Consider the following 16,470-nt stretch of genomic DNA (forward strand, 5'->3'; position numbering starts at 1 on the left):
TGGTGGCGGCTTGCGGCAGTGAGACGTCAGTGCTGGAGCCGACTGTTCCAGGAGATTGGAAGCTCGTGTTCCACGACGAGTTCGACGGCTCGAAACTCGACACCGACCGCTGGGCCACCTGCTACGACTGGAATCGGAACGGGTGCACCAACAGTGGCAACGATGAGGAACAGTGGTACCGGCCCGGTCAGGTCTCGTTGGGGGAAGGCGCACTGACCCTGCGTGCCGACCGCCGGGCCACCCGGGGCAGCGACGGCGAGACCTACCCATGGGCTTCCGGCATGATCTCCACCGGTCGTGACCACTGGGACGCCCGTCCCAGGCGGACCTTCACCTACGGGCTCTTCGAGGCGGCCATCCGGATCCCTCCGCAGGCCGGCATGTTTCCGGCCTTCTGGATGATGCCCGCTTCGCGGTACACGCCCCCCGAGCTGGACATCATGGAGTTCCTCGGATCCACAAAGCGGGTCCTCATGTATACGCACTGGCGGGAGCAGGACAGCGAGCGCAAGGTGCGTGGCACCTACGGTCCCGTGAACTTCCCCGCGAAATATCATGTGTTCGCCCTGCGCTGGACCAGCGATGAGCTGACCTGGTACGTGGACGCCGTCCCCCGGTTCCGGGTGACCGAGCCGGAGCGGATCCCCCATGTCCCCATGGAGATCTTGGTCAATCTGGCAGTCGGGGTTCCGCGATCGCCGCCCACGACGGTGGACTCGGCGGAGATGAAGATGGACTGGGTGCGTGTCTGGCAGCAGTGAGAGGTTCAGGTGCCGGACTGCCGGGGCAGCGCCGCATACGGCCGGTAGAGGTCCGCACGCAGACGCCGGTAGGCGCGCCAGGCTGTCGTGCGCATCCCCTCCGCAAACGGTGCGACCGGAGCGCCGGAATCCCGGGTCCAGGACCGGAACTGCTCCCGGTCGGTGTCGGCCCGCACCATCAGCCTGGCGATGCGCAGAGGCTCGTCCGCGGCGGAGCTGAAGCCGAAGCGGACGGCGGCGGCCGATGACCAGCCCGCCTCCCGCACGAGGCGGCGCACCAAACCGCTTGAATATCCGTGCGGATAGGCGAAGGAGTGGACGGGATGCCCGAGCGCGTCCTCGAGTGCTGCTTTGCACCCCCCGATTTCCTCTTGTGCGCGACGCCGCGGCAGTGTGTCCAGCTGCGGATGCGTCCTGGTGTGCCCGCCGATCTCGACACCGAGCGCGTCCAGCTCTTCGATTTGGCGCCAGGTCAGCATCCGGGCGGGCGGGAACAGGCTTCCCCGGACCGGGGAGCCGGGCCCTCCCATGGCGTCCGTGGTGACGTACAGGGTGGCGGGCAGCCCGCGTGCGACGAGCAGTGGGGCCACCGTCGAGTGGAAGTCGGCGAATCCGTCGTCGAACGTCAGCACCGCCGACCGGGGCGGCAGTGGCGGACCGCCGTACAGTGCTGCGACCAGTCGCTGAAGCGGAACCACCACGCGGCCGCTGTCGGCGAGAAGGTCGAGTTGCTCGGCGAAGGCGCGGGGGCCAACGGTGAAGGGTGCGATCCAAGTGGGCGGGGCCACCGACACCGAGTGGTACAGGAAGACGGGTACGGGCGTCTCGTTCATGGTTGGCCCCTCACATGTTCACGTGCCTGACGAGTCTGTGCAGCACCGGTCGGCCGGGCGTCGGCCGGGCGTCGGCGCGGCGTGGTGCGGAGGGGCGGCGGACCGCCAGGAGCGGATCCGGCCCACGACGTAGCCCGCGACCGTGGCGCCGACCCCGGCGGACAGCGCTGCAAAAGTACGCGGGCCGGGAGGTCGGCCCGGCCGCAGGGAGCGGGCGAAGGCCCGCGGCATGGCAGACCGAAGGTAGGTTCGTTCGCTGGCCAGGGCTGCTCTGCCCTTGCTGTGCTGCACGACGAGCGCCTTGGAGAGGCCCTCTGCATAGCAGCGCTGTCTGAAGTACGCCCAGCACGCGCGCGTCTCGGGAACCCGGTGGTGCACAGCTGCCGAAGGCTCGTAGAGAAGTACCGCGCCCGGGCGACGGGCCGCTATCCGCAGGCAGAGTTCCGTCTCTTCGCAGCCCAAAGGTCGGGTTCCCACGCGTCCGAGGTCGGTGCGGAAGCCGCCGGCCGCCACCAGCTCGTCACGGCGGAAGGACATATTGGCGCCAATGAAGTTGCGTACCCGCCCCGAGTGTTCGGGCAGTCCCCGGTACGAGCAGCCGACCACCCAGTCGAACTCCGGCGGAAACCAGGCCGGCCGGCTGGTGTGCCACCGCGGAACGACCAGCCCTCCCACACCCACGACGTTGGGTTCCTCGTACTTCGCCAGCAGGCGCTCGGTCCAGGAAGGGATGGCTGTCGCATCGTCGTCGAGGAAGGCCACCACATTCCCGAGAGCCGCTTCCACCCCCGTGTTACGGGCTCCGGACAGGCCCTTGCGCTGCAGATTGGGCATCACGCGCACACCGGGCAGGGAGCGGCGGGCCAGCCGGTACAGTTCCGGGCAGTGATCGACGACCAGCACGATGTCGTCCGCCGGCCGGTGCTGGGACTGAACCGAGGCGATGGCCGCCTGGAGGTCGTCCCAGCGATCGAGGGTGTAGGCGCACACGACGACGGAGAGGCTTGGTTCGCTGTTCATGAGGTGCTCCTGGGGGGCTCATAACGTGGTCCTGGGGGTTCATGTCGTGGTCCTGCGGGCCGGGATCAGCCAGCGGGACCGCCAGATGAGCAGGGGAACGGCAAGCAAACACTCCGCGAAGAGCCAGGCGACCCCCGCTCCGGTGATGCCGAGCACCGGCAGAAGTACGGCGGCCAGTCCCAGTACCAGGGCGCACAGGGCAATCTGCAGGCCGACCACCAGACGCATGCGCCTGCGTGCCCGCAGCACATCCACGGCCACGCTGAAGACCAGGTTGGGAAGGGCGGACAGGGCCAGCAGGCGGAGCAGGGTGGTGCCCTCTTCGGAGTACTCGGCTCCGAAAAGGCGGAGTATCTGGGGCGCCCCCGCCACGATCACGGCGACACCGGCCGTCAGCAGGAGCCCCGAGTGTCGCAGTACCCGCCGTCCGTGCTCGACAAGCCGCTCAGGACGGCTGACCGCCTCGACCACCAGCGAGCTGCCCATGTTGCGTGCCACCAGAAAGAGCACATAGCCGATGATCCAGGCCAGGGAGAAGAAGGCACTCTGCTCGGCGCCCAGGGTGCTCAGCACCAGCAGCGGCATGATGGTGTACGCGGCCATGCGGAACAGCGAGCCGAAATAGTCGGCCGCCGCGTACCCGACCAGGCGGGGAGGGCGCGCCGCTTGCGGAGCCTCCTTCTCGTGCTGCGGCACGGCCCGCCGCAGCAGCAGGTAGTTGGCCACGAGGAGGGAGACCACGAGCGCTCCTGCCCATGAGGCCAGAATGCCGGACTCCAGTGCCAGGGCGGCTCCCCCCGCCAGAAGCAGGATCTTCACACAGGCGAACACCATGTTCTCCGCGACCACCCAGCCGGGGCGACGCACTGCTGTCAGTGCACCGTCCTGCAGGACGAAGACGGCGTATCCGGCGGTGGCCGCCACGAACCAGACACCGACCGCGGGGTTGCGCAGGTAGCCCAGACCGGAGGCAAGCATGGGCACCAGAGCCAGGAACGCGACGGTGGCCAGGGCGCTCCAGGAGGCGCTGACGGTGTAACAGGTGAGGATCAGTTTGCGGGTATGCCGTCCGGAGCACGGTACGAAACGGATCAGGAAGTCATTGAGGTTGAGCTGGCCGATATTGGCGAGCAGCAGCGAGGCGGAAAGCGCGGAGTAGCTCAGGCCCACGATCTCGTCGTCGTACCAGTGTGTGGCGAACAACCAGAAGAGGGCACCTACACCGGCGTTGACCAGCGAACTGATCGCGAGCACATGCCCGTTGCGAAGCAGTGGCTCGCTGGGCAGCAAGCGGGCGAACCCTGTTAGTACCACAGCGGTCAGTGGCCGCTCCTTGCCGACTGTGTGCGAGGTGTCCGGCATCTCGGCCGTTCTGGAAGCGCTGAGTTCTCGGGAGGCGTACACGGTCTCTCCTCAATCCCCGCCGCTGCCGGCGTGGTTCATGAGGCGTCTGCTGCGCAGATAGCCGAACGGTCCGTACAACAGCCCGCGCAGCTCCAGCAGCGCTAGCCGCCGGGACCACCCGGTGGCCGTTCCCCTCCGGCCGTGCGCCCGGGTCACGGCGTAACCGATACCCCTGGGGAGCCGGCGCAGCAGGGCCGGGACCATGCGAGGCTCGTGCAGGAGGGCGCCGGTGAGGTACGCACCGAGTCCGGCGCCGTAGCCGAACGCCTGGCTGTCCAGGGCGTCCGGGGTGCGGCGATGGCGGTGCCAGACGATCGCGTCCGGCTGGTAGGCCAGGGTCCGGCCCGCCGCCAGGACCCGGAAGAAGGCGAGCAGGTCGTCGCCGCCGTGGGCCGGGGTGCCGGTGCCGGTGGCGGGATCGAATCCGCCGAGGGCCCGCAGGTGGTCGATGCGGAAGGCCATGTTGGTGCCGGAGCCGAAGCGCCCGGCGGTGAAAGGGAACAGGGGGTCTTCGGAGGGCGCTCGCAGGGACCAGGTGCGAAGGGCGTACCCCTTGGCGAATCCGGCATGTTGCTCCAGTGCCGCCTGAGTCGCGGTCCCCAGTTCGGCCGGGACGATCAGGCCGGTGACGCAGCTGATGTCGCCGTCCTGGGCGAATGTCGCGGCGAGTGCCGAGAGCCACCCAGGATCGACCAGAGTGTCGTCATCGGTGAAGGCGGCGACGTGGCCGGCGGCAACGGCCAGACCACGGTTGTGTGCGTGGGCCAGGCCGGCCACTGGCTCTCGAACGTAACGGACATGTCGACCGTACTCATTCCGGACCAGCCTCTCGGTGGAGTCGTCATCGGGAGCGTTGTCCACGACGATCACCTCGAACTTCGGGTACTGGACCCGCAAGAGGGATCGCAGGCACTGCCGCAGCAGTTCGGGCCGGTTGTGAGTAGCGACGATCACGCTGATCGGCGGAGCGGCCGCGAGCGTGCGGAGACGAGCGGCCCTGCAGGGAAGGCGCGCCGTGGCCAGATCCTCGGGACGTCGGCCCGTGCCGTGGCGCAGGCCGCCGGACCGTGGCGCCGATCTGGTTGCGGGAAAGTCCACGGGAGGGTGACCGGGTGAGGTGTCGGCCGTCAGATGCCGAGCGAGGGGGGTGGCGAGCCGGTGACAAGCTGTACGGGCGAGGGACCACCACAACTCGCCGGGATCGCTTCCACCCCTCAGGGACCGGTCGTCGGACGACGGGATCAGACCCAGAGGATGACCGTGCAGTCGGACCAGGGCCACAACCGGTTCTTCAGGGCGGACCAGCTCGCCACCACCGGGCGGACCGAACTCGTTGGGCCGGGCCAGATCGATGTCTACGACCCCTACGGGCGTGTACGAGGCGTCGGTGGGCAGTGTGTCCGCCTTCGGGCGGGCGCTGGTCAGAAGTCGTTGGGCGGTGTTCACTGCGGGCTCCGTCCAGCCCGTGCGCTCGGCCGCTCGGAGAGCAGCGTGTGCAGCACCCGGCTGCCGTCGGATATGGCGTGCAGGTTGGAGCGGCCGCTGCGGCGCGGGAGTTCGAGGCTGGGTACCTCGGCGATGCGCAGACCGGAACAAAGGGCGTGCGCGATCATCTCTGTCTCGATCTCGAATCCGGAGGAGTGCAGGTCGAGATCGTCCAGGAAGCTGCGGCGGAAGGCGCAGTATCCGTAGCACAGATCTGTCAGTGATGTGTGGTACATGCGGTTCACCGCGGCCAGCAGGATGCTGTTGCCGAGGCGCCGGAAGCGCGTGAGGTCAAGTGAGCCGCCGCCGGCGATGAACCGCGACCCCTTCACGAAGTCGTAGCCATGGTCCAGGAAGTGGAGGAAGTGCGGGATCTCTCCGGGCGTCATGCTGCCGTCGGCGTCGATCATCACGATGTAGTCGCCGGTCGCGGCGAGGAAGCCGGTACGCAGGGCGTTTCCCTTGCCCGGGCCGCTCTGCGGGACGTGGCGAACTGTGGGCAGGCAGTGCCGGGCCATGTGCACCGTGGCGTCGATGGAATCGCCGTCGACCAGGAGGACCTCGTCGATGCAGTCGGGAATCTGCTCGAAGACCCAGGGGATGTTGCGTGCCTCGTTGAGGGCCGGCACGACGAGGCTCACGGTGGCTCGGCGCGGGGGCCGGTCCTCTGCCCGCCGCATCGGATGGGCGGGCGGATCCGTTGCCCGACGGTTCGGGAGTGCGGCCGAGCTGTTGATCTCCGGCTGCGCGGTGGAGGCGAGGAGGTCGGAGCTGGGGAGCTGGTTGTTCATGGTGCTGGTGCCTTCCGGAGAGTCAGAGGGCGGAGTGTGTCGGGTGAGCGGTGCGTGGCCTGTTCCGTGCTGCGTGAGCCGAGCGGCTCAGTTGTGCGCGGTGGCGACGCCCGTCGACGGGGCGTACACCTGCGGGGATCGGTCGGGGGTGCCGAGTGCGCCCGCAGATGAGCCATATACTTACGTCGTATACGTACATGTTTACCCCATTTGTTAGCACGGTCAAGGGCAGGTCCAAAATGACGCGCTCAGGGCGTATGGAGCCGCTCCATGCCTGGTTGGCCGAGGGTGAGGCGAGCGTGCTCACCGTTCGCGGCCGCCGTCGCCTGTCGTGGCGTCGAGCGCAGCTCGGGCATCGGCCCGACGATCGCATCGGCGCGCGCTACGCGGACGGTGAAGAAGTGTTCCCTGTCGACGGGGCGCCCTTCGGTCGTTTGACCGTGCCACGCCACCAGGACAAAGTGGTACATATGGCGCAATGGTTTCGAGGTCGCGAACGCCCCTTCCAGCGCATCGGTCAGCGCAGGCCATGGAGGCGACGACCGCCACCCTCCGGCGGAAGGCCGACCACGGCCACGACACGCGCGGGCGAGCCCGCCACAGCAGCCGCGCCGGAGTCGGCCACAACGCCCGCCCCCGAGGCAGCCGCAGCACCCGCACCAAAGTCGCCCGACGCACGCGCGGCGGAGTCGTCCGCAGTACCCGCACTGGGGTTGCGGCTGGACAAAGCAAGCGCGCCGGAATCAGCCGCAGCACGCGCACGGGAGCCGACACCCACGACACGCACCCCGGAGCCTCCGACAGCCCGCGGGCCCCAGCTCCGTCTGATGATCCTGTACGTCCTCTGCGTCATTCCCCCCACCGTCGTCTACCTCACCGTCCCCTCCCGCCACACCACAAGCTGGGCCCTCATCGGCCTCGGCTCAGTAGCCGCAATCCTCGTCGGCGTCCATCGCAACCGCCCCACCCACCGCTGGCCCTGGCTCCTCCTCGCCGCAGCCAACCTCGCCTTCACCGGCGGAGACACCACCTACAACATCCTCGAAGCCGCCTTCAACGAGGAGAACCCCTTCCCCTCCCTGGCAGACGTCTTCTACCTCTCCACCTATCCGCTGTTCGCCGCCGGGATCTTCGGCATCATCCACTTCCGCTTCCCGGCCCGCGACCGCGCCGGCCTGCTGGACGCGCTGATCCTCACCTCAGGCCTCGCGCTCCTCTCCTGGGTGCACCTGATCAACCCGATCGCACAAGCAGAGGGCCAGACCTGGCTCCAACGCGCAATCTCGGTGGCGTACCCGCTGGGCGATGTGCTGATCCTGGCCATGCTCGTCGGACTGCTCACCCTCGGCGGCATCCGCGAACGCTCGGTGCAGCTGTTGGCGGTGGGGACGATCGGCATCCTCGTGTCCGACGTGCTGTACGGAGTACTCCAGTTGCAGGGCACCTGGCAGGTCGGTACGCCCATGGACCTGGGCTGGGTGGTCTTCTTCACCGCTTGGGGGCTGGCGGCCCTGCATCCGTCCATGGTGCGGCTGACCGAGCCGATGGCCCAGCCCCGGCCCGGTATCGCGAAGTGGCGGCTTGCCGCTCTCGCCTGTGCCTCGCTGATCGCGCCCGCCATGCTGTTGGCCCAGTCTCTGCGCGGGCATGCCCGTGACGTGCCGGTCACCGCGGTGTTCTCCGGCGTGATGTTCCTGTTCGTGCTGGCCCGGCTGTGGGGTCTGGTCGACGAACACCGCAAGGCCGTCGCACGCGAACGGAGTCTGCGCGTGGCGGCGGTGTCACTGGTCGCGGCCGTCAGCCCGGAGGAAGTGGCCGGCGCCGTCAGGGCTGCGGCAGCCACCCTCTTCGGACACGGACAGGAGGCTGCCCACGCGGCGGTGCTGCTGGTCCTCGACCAGGACCGGTCCTCGCTGCTTCCGGTGGGCTCTCCGGAACCCCGCTCCACCTGGTCCTTCGACGGCGGCCGTCCCGCGGAGAGTCCTGCGGAGTTGCTGTCCCAGGGCACCCGTCTGATCGACGACGTCGGCGATCTCGGGCCCGAGGTCGCCGATGCCCTCGCACCGTCCTCCGCCGCGCTCCTGTGCCCACTGCGACTCGAGGCTTCCAGCGCGCAGGAGCCGTTGATCGGCGCGCTGCTCCTGGCGGGCCCCGTGAAGCGGCTCCAGGAGCTGTCGGGCCCGGCGGAGTCGCTGGCCGCGCAGGCCGCGCTGGCGCTGGCCCGGGTCGGGCTCAACGAGGAGATCAACCGCCGTAAGAGCGAGGCGTACTTCCGCACCCTCGTGCACAACACCTCCGACGTCATCCTGATCGTCGACGACGACAACACCGTCCGGTACGCAAGCCCCTCGGCGTACGAGATGTTCGGGCGTGACCTGTACGTGAACACCCCGCTGGCCCAGCTGGTGGCGCCGCGGGACCACGAGCGCGCCCTGCACACGCTGAGGCGCGTCCGGGGCGGGGACGGCCTGGACAGCGGACAAGACAGCGGCCAGGACATTCGCGACGACTGGCAGGTCGTACGCGGCGGGGACGGACGCCTCGACGTCGAGGTCCGGTGCCGGAACCTGCGGCACGAGCAGACCGTGCACGGGGTCGTCCTCACGCTGCGGGACGTGACCGAGCAGCGCCAGCTCGAACGCGAGCTCGTCCACCGGGCCTTCCATGACTCGCTGACCGGACTGCCCAACCGGGTCCTGCTGCTGGAGCGCATCGAGCGTGCTCTGCTGCGCGGCCGCCGGGACGCCGGCCTTACCGGTGTGCTCTTCGTCGACCTGGACGACTTCAAGGTCGTCAACGACATGATGGGCCACTCGGTCGGCGACGAACTGCTGGTCGCCGTGGCGCAGCGGCTGACCGCCGCGTTGCGGCTGAGCGACACCGCGGCCCGGCTGGGGGGCGATGAGTTCGCCATCCTCATGGAGGGTGCCAGGGATCCGGCCGATGCCGAGACGCTCGCCGAGCAGATCGTAGGGGCCCTGGGGCGCCCGTTCCGGCTCGTCAGCGGGTCCACCAGCGTCTCCGCCTGCGTCGGTGTGGCGATCGCACGACCCGGCGACGAGGCCGAGGATCTCCTCGGTCACGCCGACCTCGCCCTGTACGCGGCGAAGACCGCGGGCAAGCGGCAGTGGCAGCGCTACCGTCCCGACCTGCACACCGGTATGGCCGAACGCCACGAACTGCGGGCCTCTCTGGCCGGCGCGATCACCAAGCACTCCTTTGCGCTGCGCTACCAGCCGGTCGTGGAGATCGTCACCGGGAACGTCGTCGGTTTCGAGGCGCTGATCCGCTGGCCGCACAGCAGTCGCGGACTCGTGCCGCCGGACGAGTTCATCAACCTGGCCGAGGAGACCGGTCACATCATGCCGCTCGGCGCCTGGGTGCTGGAGCGCGCCGCCACCGACCTCGCCCGCTGGCAAAGGCTGCGTCCGAGGCCCGAACCTCTGCGGCTCAACGTCAATGTGTCGGCCCGCCAGTTCCGGGATGACGGGTTCGTGGACGACGTCCGCCGCGTCCTCGACCGCTCGGGTCTGGCCCCGGGCTCCCTGGTTCTGGAACTCACCGAGTCGGTGCTCGTACGGCGCGACGAACAAATCCGGTCCGCCATGAGCACTCTGAAGGAACTCGGGGTCTCCCTCGCCATCGACGACTTCGGGACGGGATTCTCCTCGCTCAGCTATCTGCGCGAGTTTCCCATCGACGTACTCAAGGTGGACAAGTCCTTCATCGACGACATCGTCACCGACGGCCAGCAGGTTGCCCTGGTCGAGGGCATCGTCCGTATCGCCGACGTCCTCGGTCTCCAGGTGATCGCCGAGGGCATCGAGAACGACGGGCAGCGTGATCTGCTCGGGGCCATGGGCTGCCGCTACGGGCAGGGCTATCTGTTCGCCCGGCCGATGGCGGCGCCGGAGGCACAGCAGTTCCTTCTGGTGAACCAGGAACGGCCGTTCACCGGACGGCAGTCCTCGTCCGGGCCGCGCGGCCGACGCCCTTCCCGGCCCAAGGCCGCGGCGGCCCGCCGGGCGCAGCACTGGGACGATCTCGAGCGGCTGCGCAGGGACAGCCGGATGTGCGACGCGGTGATCGACGAGGTACGCGGGCGGCGCATCCGCAGCGGCGATCACTGGCTGACCGACTTCGCCTCCTGCAACTACCTGGGTTTCGACCTCGACCCCGAGATCATGGACGCCATCGAGCCGCACGTCCGCCGCTGGGGCACTCACCCCAGCTGGTCGCGGCTGATCGGCAACCCCCGCCTGTATCCGCAGATCGAGGCACGGCTGGCCGATCTGCTGGGCGCCCCCGATGTGCTTCTCCTCCCGACGATCACTCTGATCCACGCGTCGGTGATCCCGGTGCTCGCGGCCGGCCGGAGCGGCGGCGGCCAGGTCTTCGTCGAGGCGCGAGCCCACCGCACCATGTACGACGGCTGCATGGTGGCCCAGGAACAGGGAGCGACGGTACGCCGCTTCCACGCGGACGCTCCCGACGAACTGACGCGGCTGCTGCGCACGGCCCCCGTCGGCGCCGCCAGACTGGTCTGTGTCGACGGCGTCAACAGCATGACCGGCAACCTCCCCGATCTGCCGGAGCTGCTCCGCATCTGCCGCCGCGAGGGCGCGCTGCTGTACGTCGACGACGCCCACGGCTTCGGAGTGATCGGGGAACGCGACGTCGCCGAGACGTCCCCGTACGGCATGCGCGGCAACAGCGTCGTACGGCACTTCGGGGAGTCGTACGACGACATCGTCCTGGTCGGTGGCTTCTCCAAGGCGTATTCGTCCCTGCTGGCCTTCGTCACCGCGCCGCCCGCCCTGAAGGCGCATCTGAAGGTCGCCGCCGGCCCCTACCTCTACTCCGGGCCCTCCCCGACCGCCTCCCTCGCCACCGCGCTCGCGGGCCTGGACGTCAACGAGCGCCGGGGCGACGCGATCCGGGCCGATCTGCACCGCAAGACCGCCCGGGTCCTGGATCACACACGCGGCCTTGACGTGGCCACCCCGAACACCGACGGACTGCCCATCATCGAGATCCCGCTCGCCGAGGACGCCGACCTCACGGCCGTCGGTGAGTATCTGTGGGACAACAGCGTCTACGTCACGCTCGCCGCCTATCCGCTGGTGCCGCGCGACCAGGTCGGCTTCCGGGTCCAGATCACCGCGCGGAACACCGATGAGGAGATCGACCGCCTCAACGACGTACTGACCTCGGTGGCCGAGCGGTTCCCCGTGAAGCGGACCGCCGCGGCAGGGGGACGGCCATGAGCGTGAGGGCCCACGGGCGCGGCGCACCCGGCACAGCCACGCACCGGCGCAACGCGGACGCCGACTGGGACCGCTGGCCCGTGGACGCCTACCTCGACGAGAACTACCGCAGGATTCACCCGTCCGACGCGGCGGTCATCCGGCACCACGCCGGCCTGTACCGGACTCTGGCGCCGGGAAGTCTCGCCCGTTCCCTGGAGTGCGGTGCCGGCCCCAACCTCTACCCCCTCATGCAGGCTGCCGCGGCCAGCCACCGTATCGACGCCGTCGAGCCCGGAGCGAGCAACATCGCCTATCTCACCCGGCAGTTCCGCGACGGCCCGGACCCGCACTGGGCGGCCTTCTACGCCCTGTGCCGGGAGCTCGACCCCGCCCTGCCCGCCCGGCTCTCCGACGCCCTGGCACGGGTACGGATCGTGCCGGGCAGCGCCCGCACCCTGCCGGACGGCCTGTACGACCTGGCGTCGATGAACTTCGTGGCCGAAAGCGTCACCGAGGACCTGGGCGAATTCGCCTCCCTGTGCCGTGCGTTCATCCGCTCCGTCCGCCCGGGCGGACTGCTCGTCGCCGCCTTCATGGAGAACATGCCCAGCTATCGCATCGCCTCCGGGACGCGCTGGCCGGCCTGCCCGGTGAGTGCGGGCAACGTGCACGACGTCTTCGCCCCGTACACGGAGGACCTGCGGATCAGGCGCGTACGCAAGGACCCCACGCTGCCCGACTACGGGGACACCGGCATGGTGCTGCTGCGGGCGGTACGGCGTGAGGCCGTCTAAGCGCTCCGTTGGCAGCGCGACGAACGCTGGCAGCGCGATGCCGTCGGCTGGGCGAGGCGGCGGGCGGGCAAGGTCGCGGTGGGTATCGGGAGGGTCTCGTGCGCGGTGCGGCGGAGATGCCGTACGTACTGCTCTCGGGGCATGAGAACGCAGCCCAGGTCGCGGACGTGCGGGCTGTCCCGCTGCGCGTCGAGCAGTTCGCCGCCGGCCTGTGCGAAGCGCGCCGCGAGGTCGGTCACCGCGACCTTGGAGGCACCGGGACGGTGGAAGAACATCGAGTCCATGCTGAAGACCGATCCGATCTGGATGCCGAAGACGCCGCCGATGAGATCGCCGTCCTCCCACACCTCGACGCTGTGCGCAGGACCCAGTTCGTGCAGGCGGACCAGGCTCGCGATCAGTTCGTCGGTGAGCCACAGGGGGACGCGGTCGGCCCGGCATTCGCGGACCACCGCCTCGAACCGCCGGTCCAGGCTGGTCGACCACGACAGCCGGTTGCGCAGCCGCCGGGCGAGGCTACGACTGAGGTGGGGGGCCGAGACGGGCAGCACCGGCCTGGGGTCGGGCGACCACCAGGAGACGGCGTAGGGATCGGCCGATTCCTCGCCCACGAGCGGGATGCGGCCCTCCTGGACCTGATCGTCGAAGACCACCTCGTTGACGGCGCGGGCGTACTCGTCGGATGCCGGGAACGGATAGACCCCGGCGCGGTACGCCGCCAGGAGGCCGGCCGGACTGAGGTCGGCGCCGAAGGCCACCGGACCGTCGGGCGCCGCTTTCAGCACGTCCAGCGCCTCCCAGCAAGGGCATCGGCTCACCACCGTGCCGCTCCCTGCTCTTGGCTCTTCACCGGCCCGACGTCGTCGGCCTGTTGGAGGAAGTCGATGTAGCGGTCCATCATCTCCGCGTCCACCGGCGGAATGTCGATCCCGGCGTCCACCAGCGTCCGTTCCGCGTTGTCGCGGGTGAACTCCGGGAAAACGCCTTGGAAGTACATCTCGCTCACGGTGATGTCGGCGCGGGCGCACCGGTCGACGAAGAGCGGGACGAACGGGGTGATCGCGTCGGTGGGGTGACCGGCCGCGTACTTCACCAGAGCGGCGATCCATTCGGCGTACGGGATTTCCTGGACCGGGTGACCTCGTCGGCGCAGCCGCTCGGCGAGCGAGTTCAGCAGTGTGGGACGGGGGTTGGTGAGGTGGTAGACCTCGCCGCGAGCGGGATGGCGAGTGGAGATGTGTCCGATGGCGCGGGCGAGGTGGTCGGCCGGCAGGAAGTCCAGGGGGAGCGGGACGTCGGGGCACAGTCCGGTCCGCGCGATGAAGTCGAAGAGGGCAGCCAGCTCGCTGCTGGTGTTCATCACGCCGGTTCCGCTGCGGCCCGTGATGTCCATCAAGCGGTAGACGGCGACCGGCAGGCCCGCGTCGGACGCCTTCTTCAGGAGCGCCTCGGCGACCCATTTGGTCTCCACGTAGCCCACCGACAGATAGTCGGGGAAACGCAGCGGCGTGCTCTCCGTCACCTCGCGCACCCCGGCCGGCCCGAATCCGGCGAGCACCGCCATGCTGGAGGTGAAGTGGACGGGGACGGCCCGGCCGGCGGCGAGGCGGATGATCTCGTATGTTCCGTCGACGTTGGCCGCGCGCAACTCGTGGTACGGGTAGATGAAGTTGACCTGGCCGCCGAAGTGGTAGACGGCGTCGATGGTCGATCCCAGCTCCTCGAACCGGCTTGGGGACAGCCCCAGTCCGGGCTTGCGCAGGTCGCCGACGACCGGCTGGACACGCTCGCCGGACAGATCGCTGAGGACGTGTCTCTGATGGCTCGCGCGGATTCGCTCCATGCCGTGCTGCTCGTCCGGGGCCCTGACCAGGCAGAGGATCCGTCCCGTCGTCCTGCGCAGCAGTTCGTCGATCATGTACGCGCCGCAGAACCCCGTCGCCCCGGTGAGGAGGACGTCGCCGGGGCGCCGGGGGTCCGGAGCCGGGGCGTCATGGCCCACTGCCGGAACACGCCGATCCGTCTCGGCGGCGAAGTCGACTCTCCCGCCGTCCGGATGGGCCAGTGTGCCGGCCCGTGCCTGGCGCACGGACTCGGCGAACGCGGCGAGCGTCGGATATCGCAGCAGTGAACGGGTCAGGTCGCGGATCTGTGTGACGCCGATGCCGAACACGACGCGGGTCCGGGCGAGCATCTCCATGGCCAGCAGCGAGTTGCCGCCGAGCTCGAAGAAGTCGTCGTGCGGACGGACGTAGTCCACATCCAGTATCTGGCGCCACAACTGGGCCATCCCCTGCGGCACCGGACGGTCGTCGGCGCCGGTCGTCGGCGCCGCGGTCCCGGGTTCCGGCACGGCCCTGCGGTCGAGCTTTCCGCCGGGCGTGACGGGCAGCCGCTCCACCGCGTGGAACGCTGCCGGGATCATGTAGCCCGGCAGGACCTCGGCGAGTGCCGACCGCAGCCGTGCGCCCAGCACCGCCTCGCCCCCGGCCGGCGGCGAGGTCGGCGTGAAGTACGCGACGAGGTCCCGGTCGCCGCTCGCGCGGGTCCGGGACACCACCATCGCCTGGCCGATCTGCGGGTGGGAGGCGAGCGCGGCCTCGACCTCGGCGGGGTCGACCCGGAACCCGCGGATCTTCATCTGATCGTCGACCCGGCCCAGGATTTCCAGGTTGCCGTCGTAGCGCCGGCGGCCCAGATCTCCGGTGCGATACATCCGGTCCCCCGGCGCCAAGCCGTGCGGGTCGGGCAGGAACTGCTGTGCGGTCAGGGCAGGTTGCCGCCAGATACCGCGCGCCAGCCCCGGGCCGCTGATATAGATTTCGCCGCGCTCCCCCTGCGGCACCTGGCGCATTTCGGCATCGAGCACGTGGACGCGATTCCCCTCCAGGGGCCTGCCGATCGGGGCGACGGCGGTGTCCGGCGCGGCGAGCACTTCCTCGTTCAGGTCGCAGAGGGTGGAGGTGATGGTGGTCTCGGTGAGCCCGTATGCGTTGACGAGCCGCGCGCCGGGGATCCGGTGCAGAATGGCGCGGCAGTCCTTCGCGGTGATGATCTCGCCGCCGACGATGACGAGCCTCAGCGATGCGAGGCTCTCGTCGCGGGCCGGGACGGAGACGATCCGATGCCAGTAGGCGGGGGTCAGGTCGGCGACGGTGATCCCGTGCTCCGGGAGGCGGTGCAGCAGGTCGGTGGGCGCCCACGTATGGGTTCCCGCGAGGACGAGTGTCGCGCCGCTGATCAGCGTGGCGAAGATCTGCTCCAGCGAGGTGTCGAAGCCGAGTGCCGCGGCGTGCAGCACCTGGTCGCCGGGCGTCAGTTCGTATGCCCGGGCCACCGTGGTGAGGGAGTGTGCCAGTGACCGGTGGCTGATCATCACCCCCTTGGGAGGTCCGGTGGATCCGGAGGTGTAGATCACGTAGGCGAGGTCGTCCGGCCGGGGGCCGGGTGCCGGCCGTGCCGACTGGGGGTCCTGCGGCGGCGCCTGCGGGGCCGGTTGCCCGGCGTGGACGATCCGTGCCTCGCACTCGGCGAACCTCGGGGCGTGCTCGCGGCTCGAGACGATGAGGCGTGAACCTGTCTCCGCGACCAGTCCGGCTATCCGTTGCCGTGGAGCCGCCGGGTCGAGAGGCAGGAACGCGCCACCGGAACTCAGTACCGCCAGCAGCGCGACGACCAGCTCGGGCACGCGGTCGAGGCACACGGTGACGACGGACTCCGCGCCGACGCCCGACTCCCGCAGCTCGTGGGCAAGCCGGTCGGCGCGGCCGGTCAGCTCGGCGTAGCTGAGCCGGCCCTCGTCCGAGATCACCGCGAGAGCGGACGGCTCACGCCGTGCCCGCTCCCGGACCAGCTCGGGCACGGTGCTCGGCCCGGTTCCCGGGGGCCGCCGCCCGGCGCGGGCGCTCGCGGGCCGCATGTCGGTCCACAGGCGGTCGACCAGGCTCCCGCACGACGCGGCGGACTCCGGTCCGCCGATCCGATGCCACCCGGCCGGAATCCGGCGATCGGCAGGCCAGATCGCGTACTGCTCCTCGTCGTTGCGCAGCACGACGCACAGCGCGGCCGACTCTGCCGGCGGGTGGTCACGTTCCGTCACCTTCGGTCTCCTGCCTCGCGCGGCGTCCTGCGGA

The 16,470-nt window shown here is 69.7% G+C and carries 11 protein-coding genes; 3 read left to right on the top strand and 8 right to left on the bottom strand.

Annotated elements, in window-relative coordinates:
• Window positions 1-65: 65 nt before the first annotated feature.
• Window positions 66-761 (top strand): glycoside hydrolase family 16 protein, encoded by a 696-nt coding sequence (locus tag ABD357_RS10225; protein ID WP_344389152.1) that lies wholly within the window; start codon window positions 66-68, stop codon window positions 759-761.
• A 5-nt stretch (window positions 762-766) separates the two neighbouring features.
• On the opposite strand, the gene ABD357_RS10230 is transcribed toward ABD357_RS10225, so the two are convergent.
• The 6 genes from ABD357_RS10230 to ABD357_RS10255 form a co-directional block, all read right to left on the bottom strand.
• Window positions 767-1,594 carry a polysaccharide deacetylase family protein gene (locus ABD357_RS10230; RefSeq protein ID WP_344389154.1) on the bottom strand — a complete coding sequence of 276 codons (828 nt, stop codon included), beginning with the start codon at window positions 1,592-1,594 and terminating at the stop codon, window positions 767-769.
• 18 nt (window positions 1,595-1,612) lie between these two features.
• On the bottom strand, window positions 1,613-2,614 hold the full coding sequence (locus ABD357_RS10235; protein WP_344389156.1) for a glycosyltransferase family 2 protein: 1,002 nt from the start codon (window positions 2,612-2,614) through the stop codon (window positions 1,613-1,615).
• Between the two features lie 39 nt (window positions 2,615-2,653).
• A complete protein-coding gene (locus ABD357_RS10240; RefSeq protein ID WP_344389157.1) occupies window positions 2,654-4,018 on the bottom strand; it encodes a lipopolysaccharide biosynthesis protein in 1,365 nt (454 codons plus the stop codon).
• Between the two features lie 9 nt (window positions 4,019-4,027).
• On the bottom strand, window positions 4,028-5,464 hold the full coding sequence (locus ABD357_RS10245) for a glycosyltransferase family 2 protein (protein ID WP_344389159.1): 1,437 nt from the start codon (window positions 5,462-5,464) through the stop codon (window positions 4,028-4,030).
• A complete protein-coding gene (locus ABD357_RS10250; protein WP_425584809.1) occupies window positions 5,461-6,183 on the bottom strand; it encodes a glycosyltransferase family 2 protein in 723 nt (240 codons plus the stop codon). Before ABD357_RS10250 ends, ABD357_RS10245 begins: the two co-directional genes overlap by 4 nt.
• Before the next feature lie 359 nt (window positions 6,184-6,542).
• Complete coding sequence (locus ABD357_RS10255) at window positions 6,543-6,764, bottom strand: hypothetical protein (RefSeq protein ID WP_344389162.1); 222 nt, start codon at window positions 6,762-6,764, stop codon at window positions 6,543-6,545.
• A gap of 357 nt (window positions 6,765-7,121) precedes the next feature.
• On the opposite strand from ABD357_RS10255, the gene ABD357_RS10260 reads away from it, so the two are divergent.
• A complete protein-coding gene (locus ABD357_RS10260) occupies window positions 7,122-11,561 on the top strand; it encodes an aminotransferase class I/II-fold pyridoxal phosphate-dependent enzyme (RefSeq protein WP_344389164.1) in 4,440 nt (1,479 codons plus the stop codon).
• Window positions 11,558-12,337, top strand: coding sequence for a class I SAM-dependent methyltransferase (locus ABD357_RS10265; RefSeq protein WP_344389166.1), 780 nt, complete (start codon window positions 11,558-11,560; stop codon window positions 12,335-12,337). The genes ABD357_RS10260 and ABD357_RS10265 overlap by 4 nt, the downstream gene beginning before the upstream one ends.
• On the opposite strand, the gene ABD357_RS10270 is transcribed toward ABD357_RS10265, so the two are convergent.
• Together ABD357_RS10270 and ABD357_RS10275 are read right to left on the bottom strand one after the other, a co-directional pair.
• Window positions 12,334-13,155: a leucyl/phenylalanyl-tRNA--protein transferase gene (locus tag ABD357_RS10270; RefSeq protein WP_344389168.1), complete on the bottom strand. Its 822-nt coding sequence runs from the start codon at window positions 13,153-13,155 to the stop codon at window positions 12,334-12,336. The two genes, ABD357_RS10265 and ABD357_RS10270, sit on opposite strands and share 4 nt — an antisense overlap.
• Window positions 13,152-16,436, bottom strand: a complete 3,285-nt coding sequence (locus tag ABD357_RS10275; RefSeq protein WP_344389170.1) for an amino acid adenylation domain-containing protein — start codon at window positions 16,434-16,436, stop codon at window positions 13,152-13,154. The genes ABD357_RS10270 and ABD357_RS10275 overlap by 4 nt, the downstream gene beginning before the upstream one ends.
• Window positions 16,437-16,470: the final 34 nt, after the last annotated feature.

Source organism: Streptomyces vastus, from assembly GCF_039532825.1.
GTDB classification, from domain to species: Bacteria; Actinomycetota; Actinomycetes; order Streptomycetales; family Streptomycetaceae; genus Streptomyces; species Streptomyces vastus.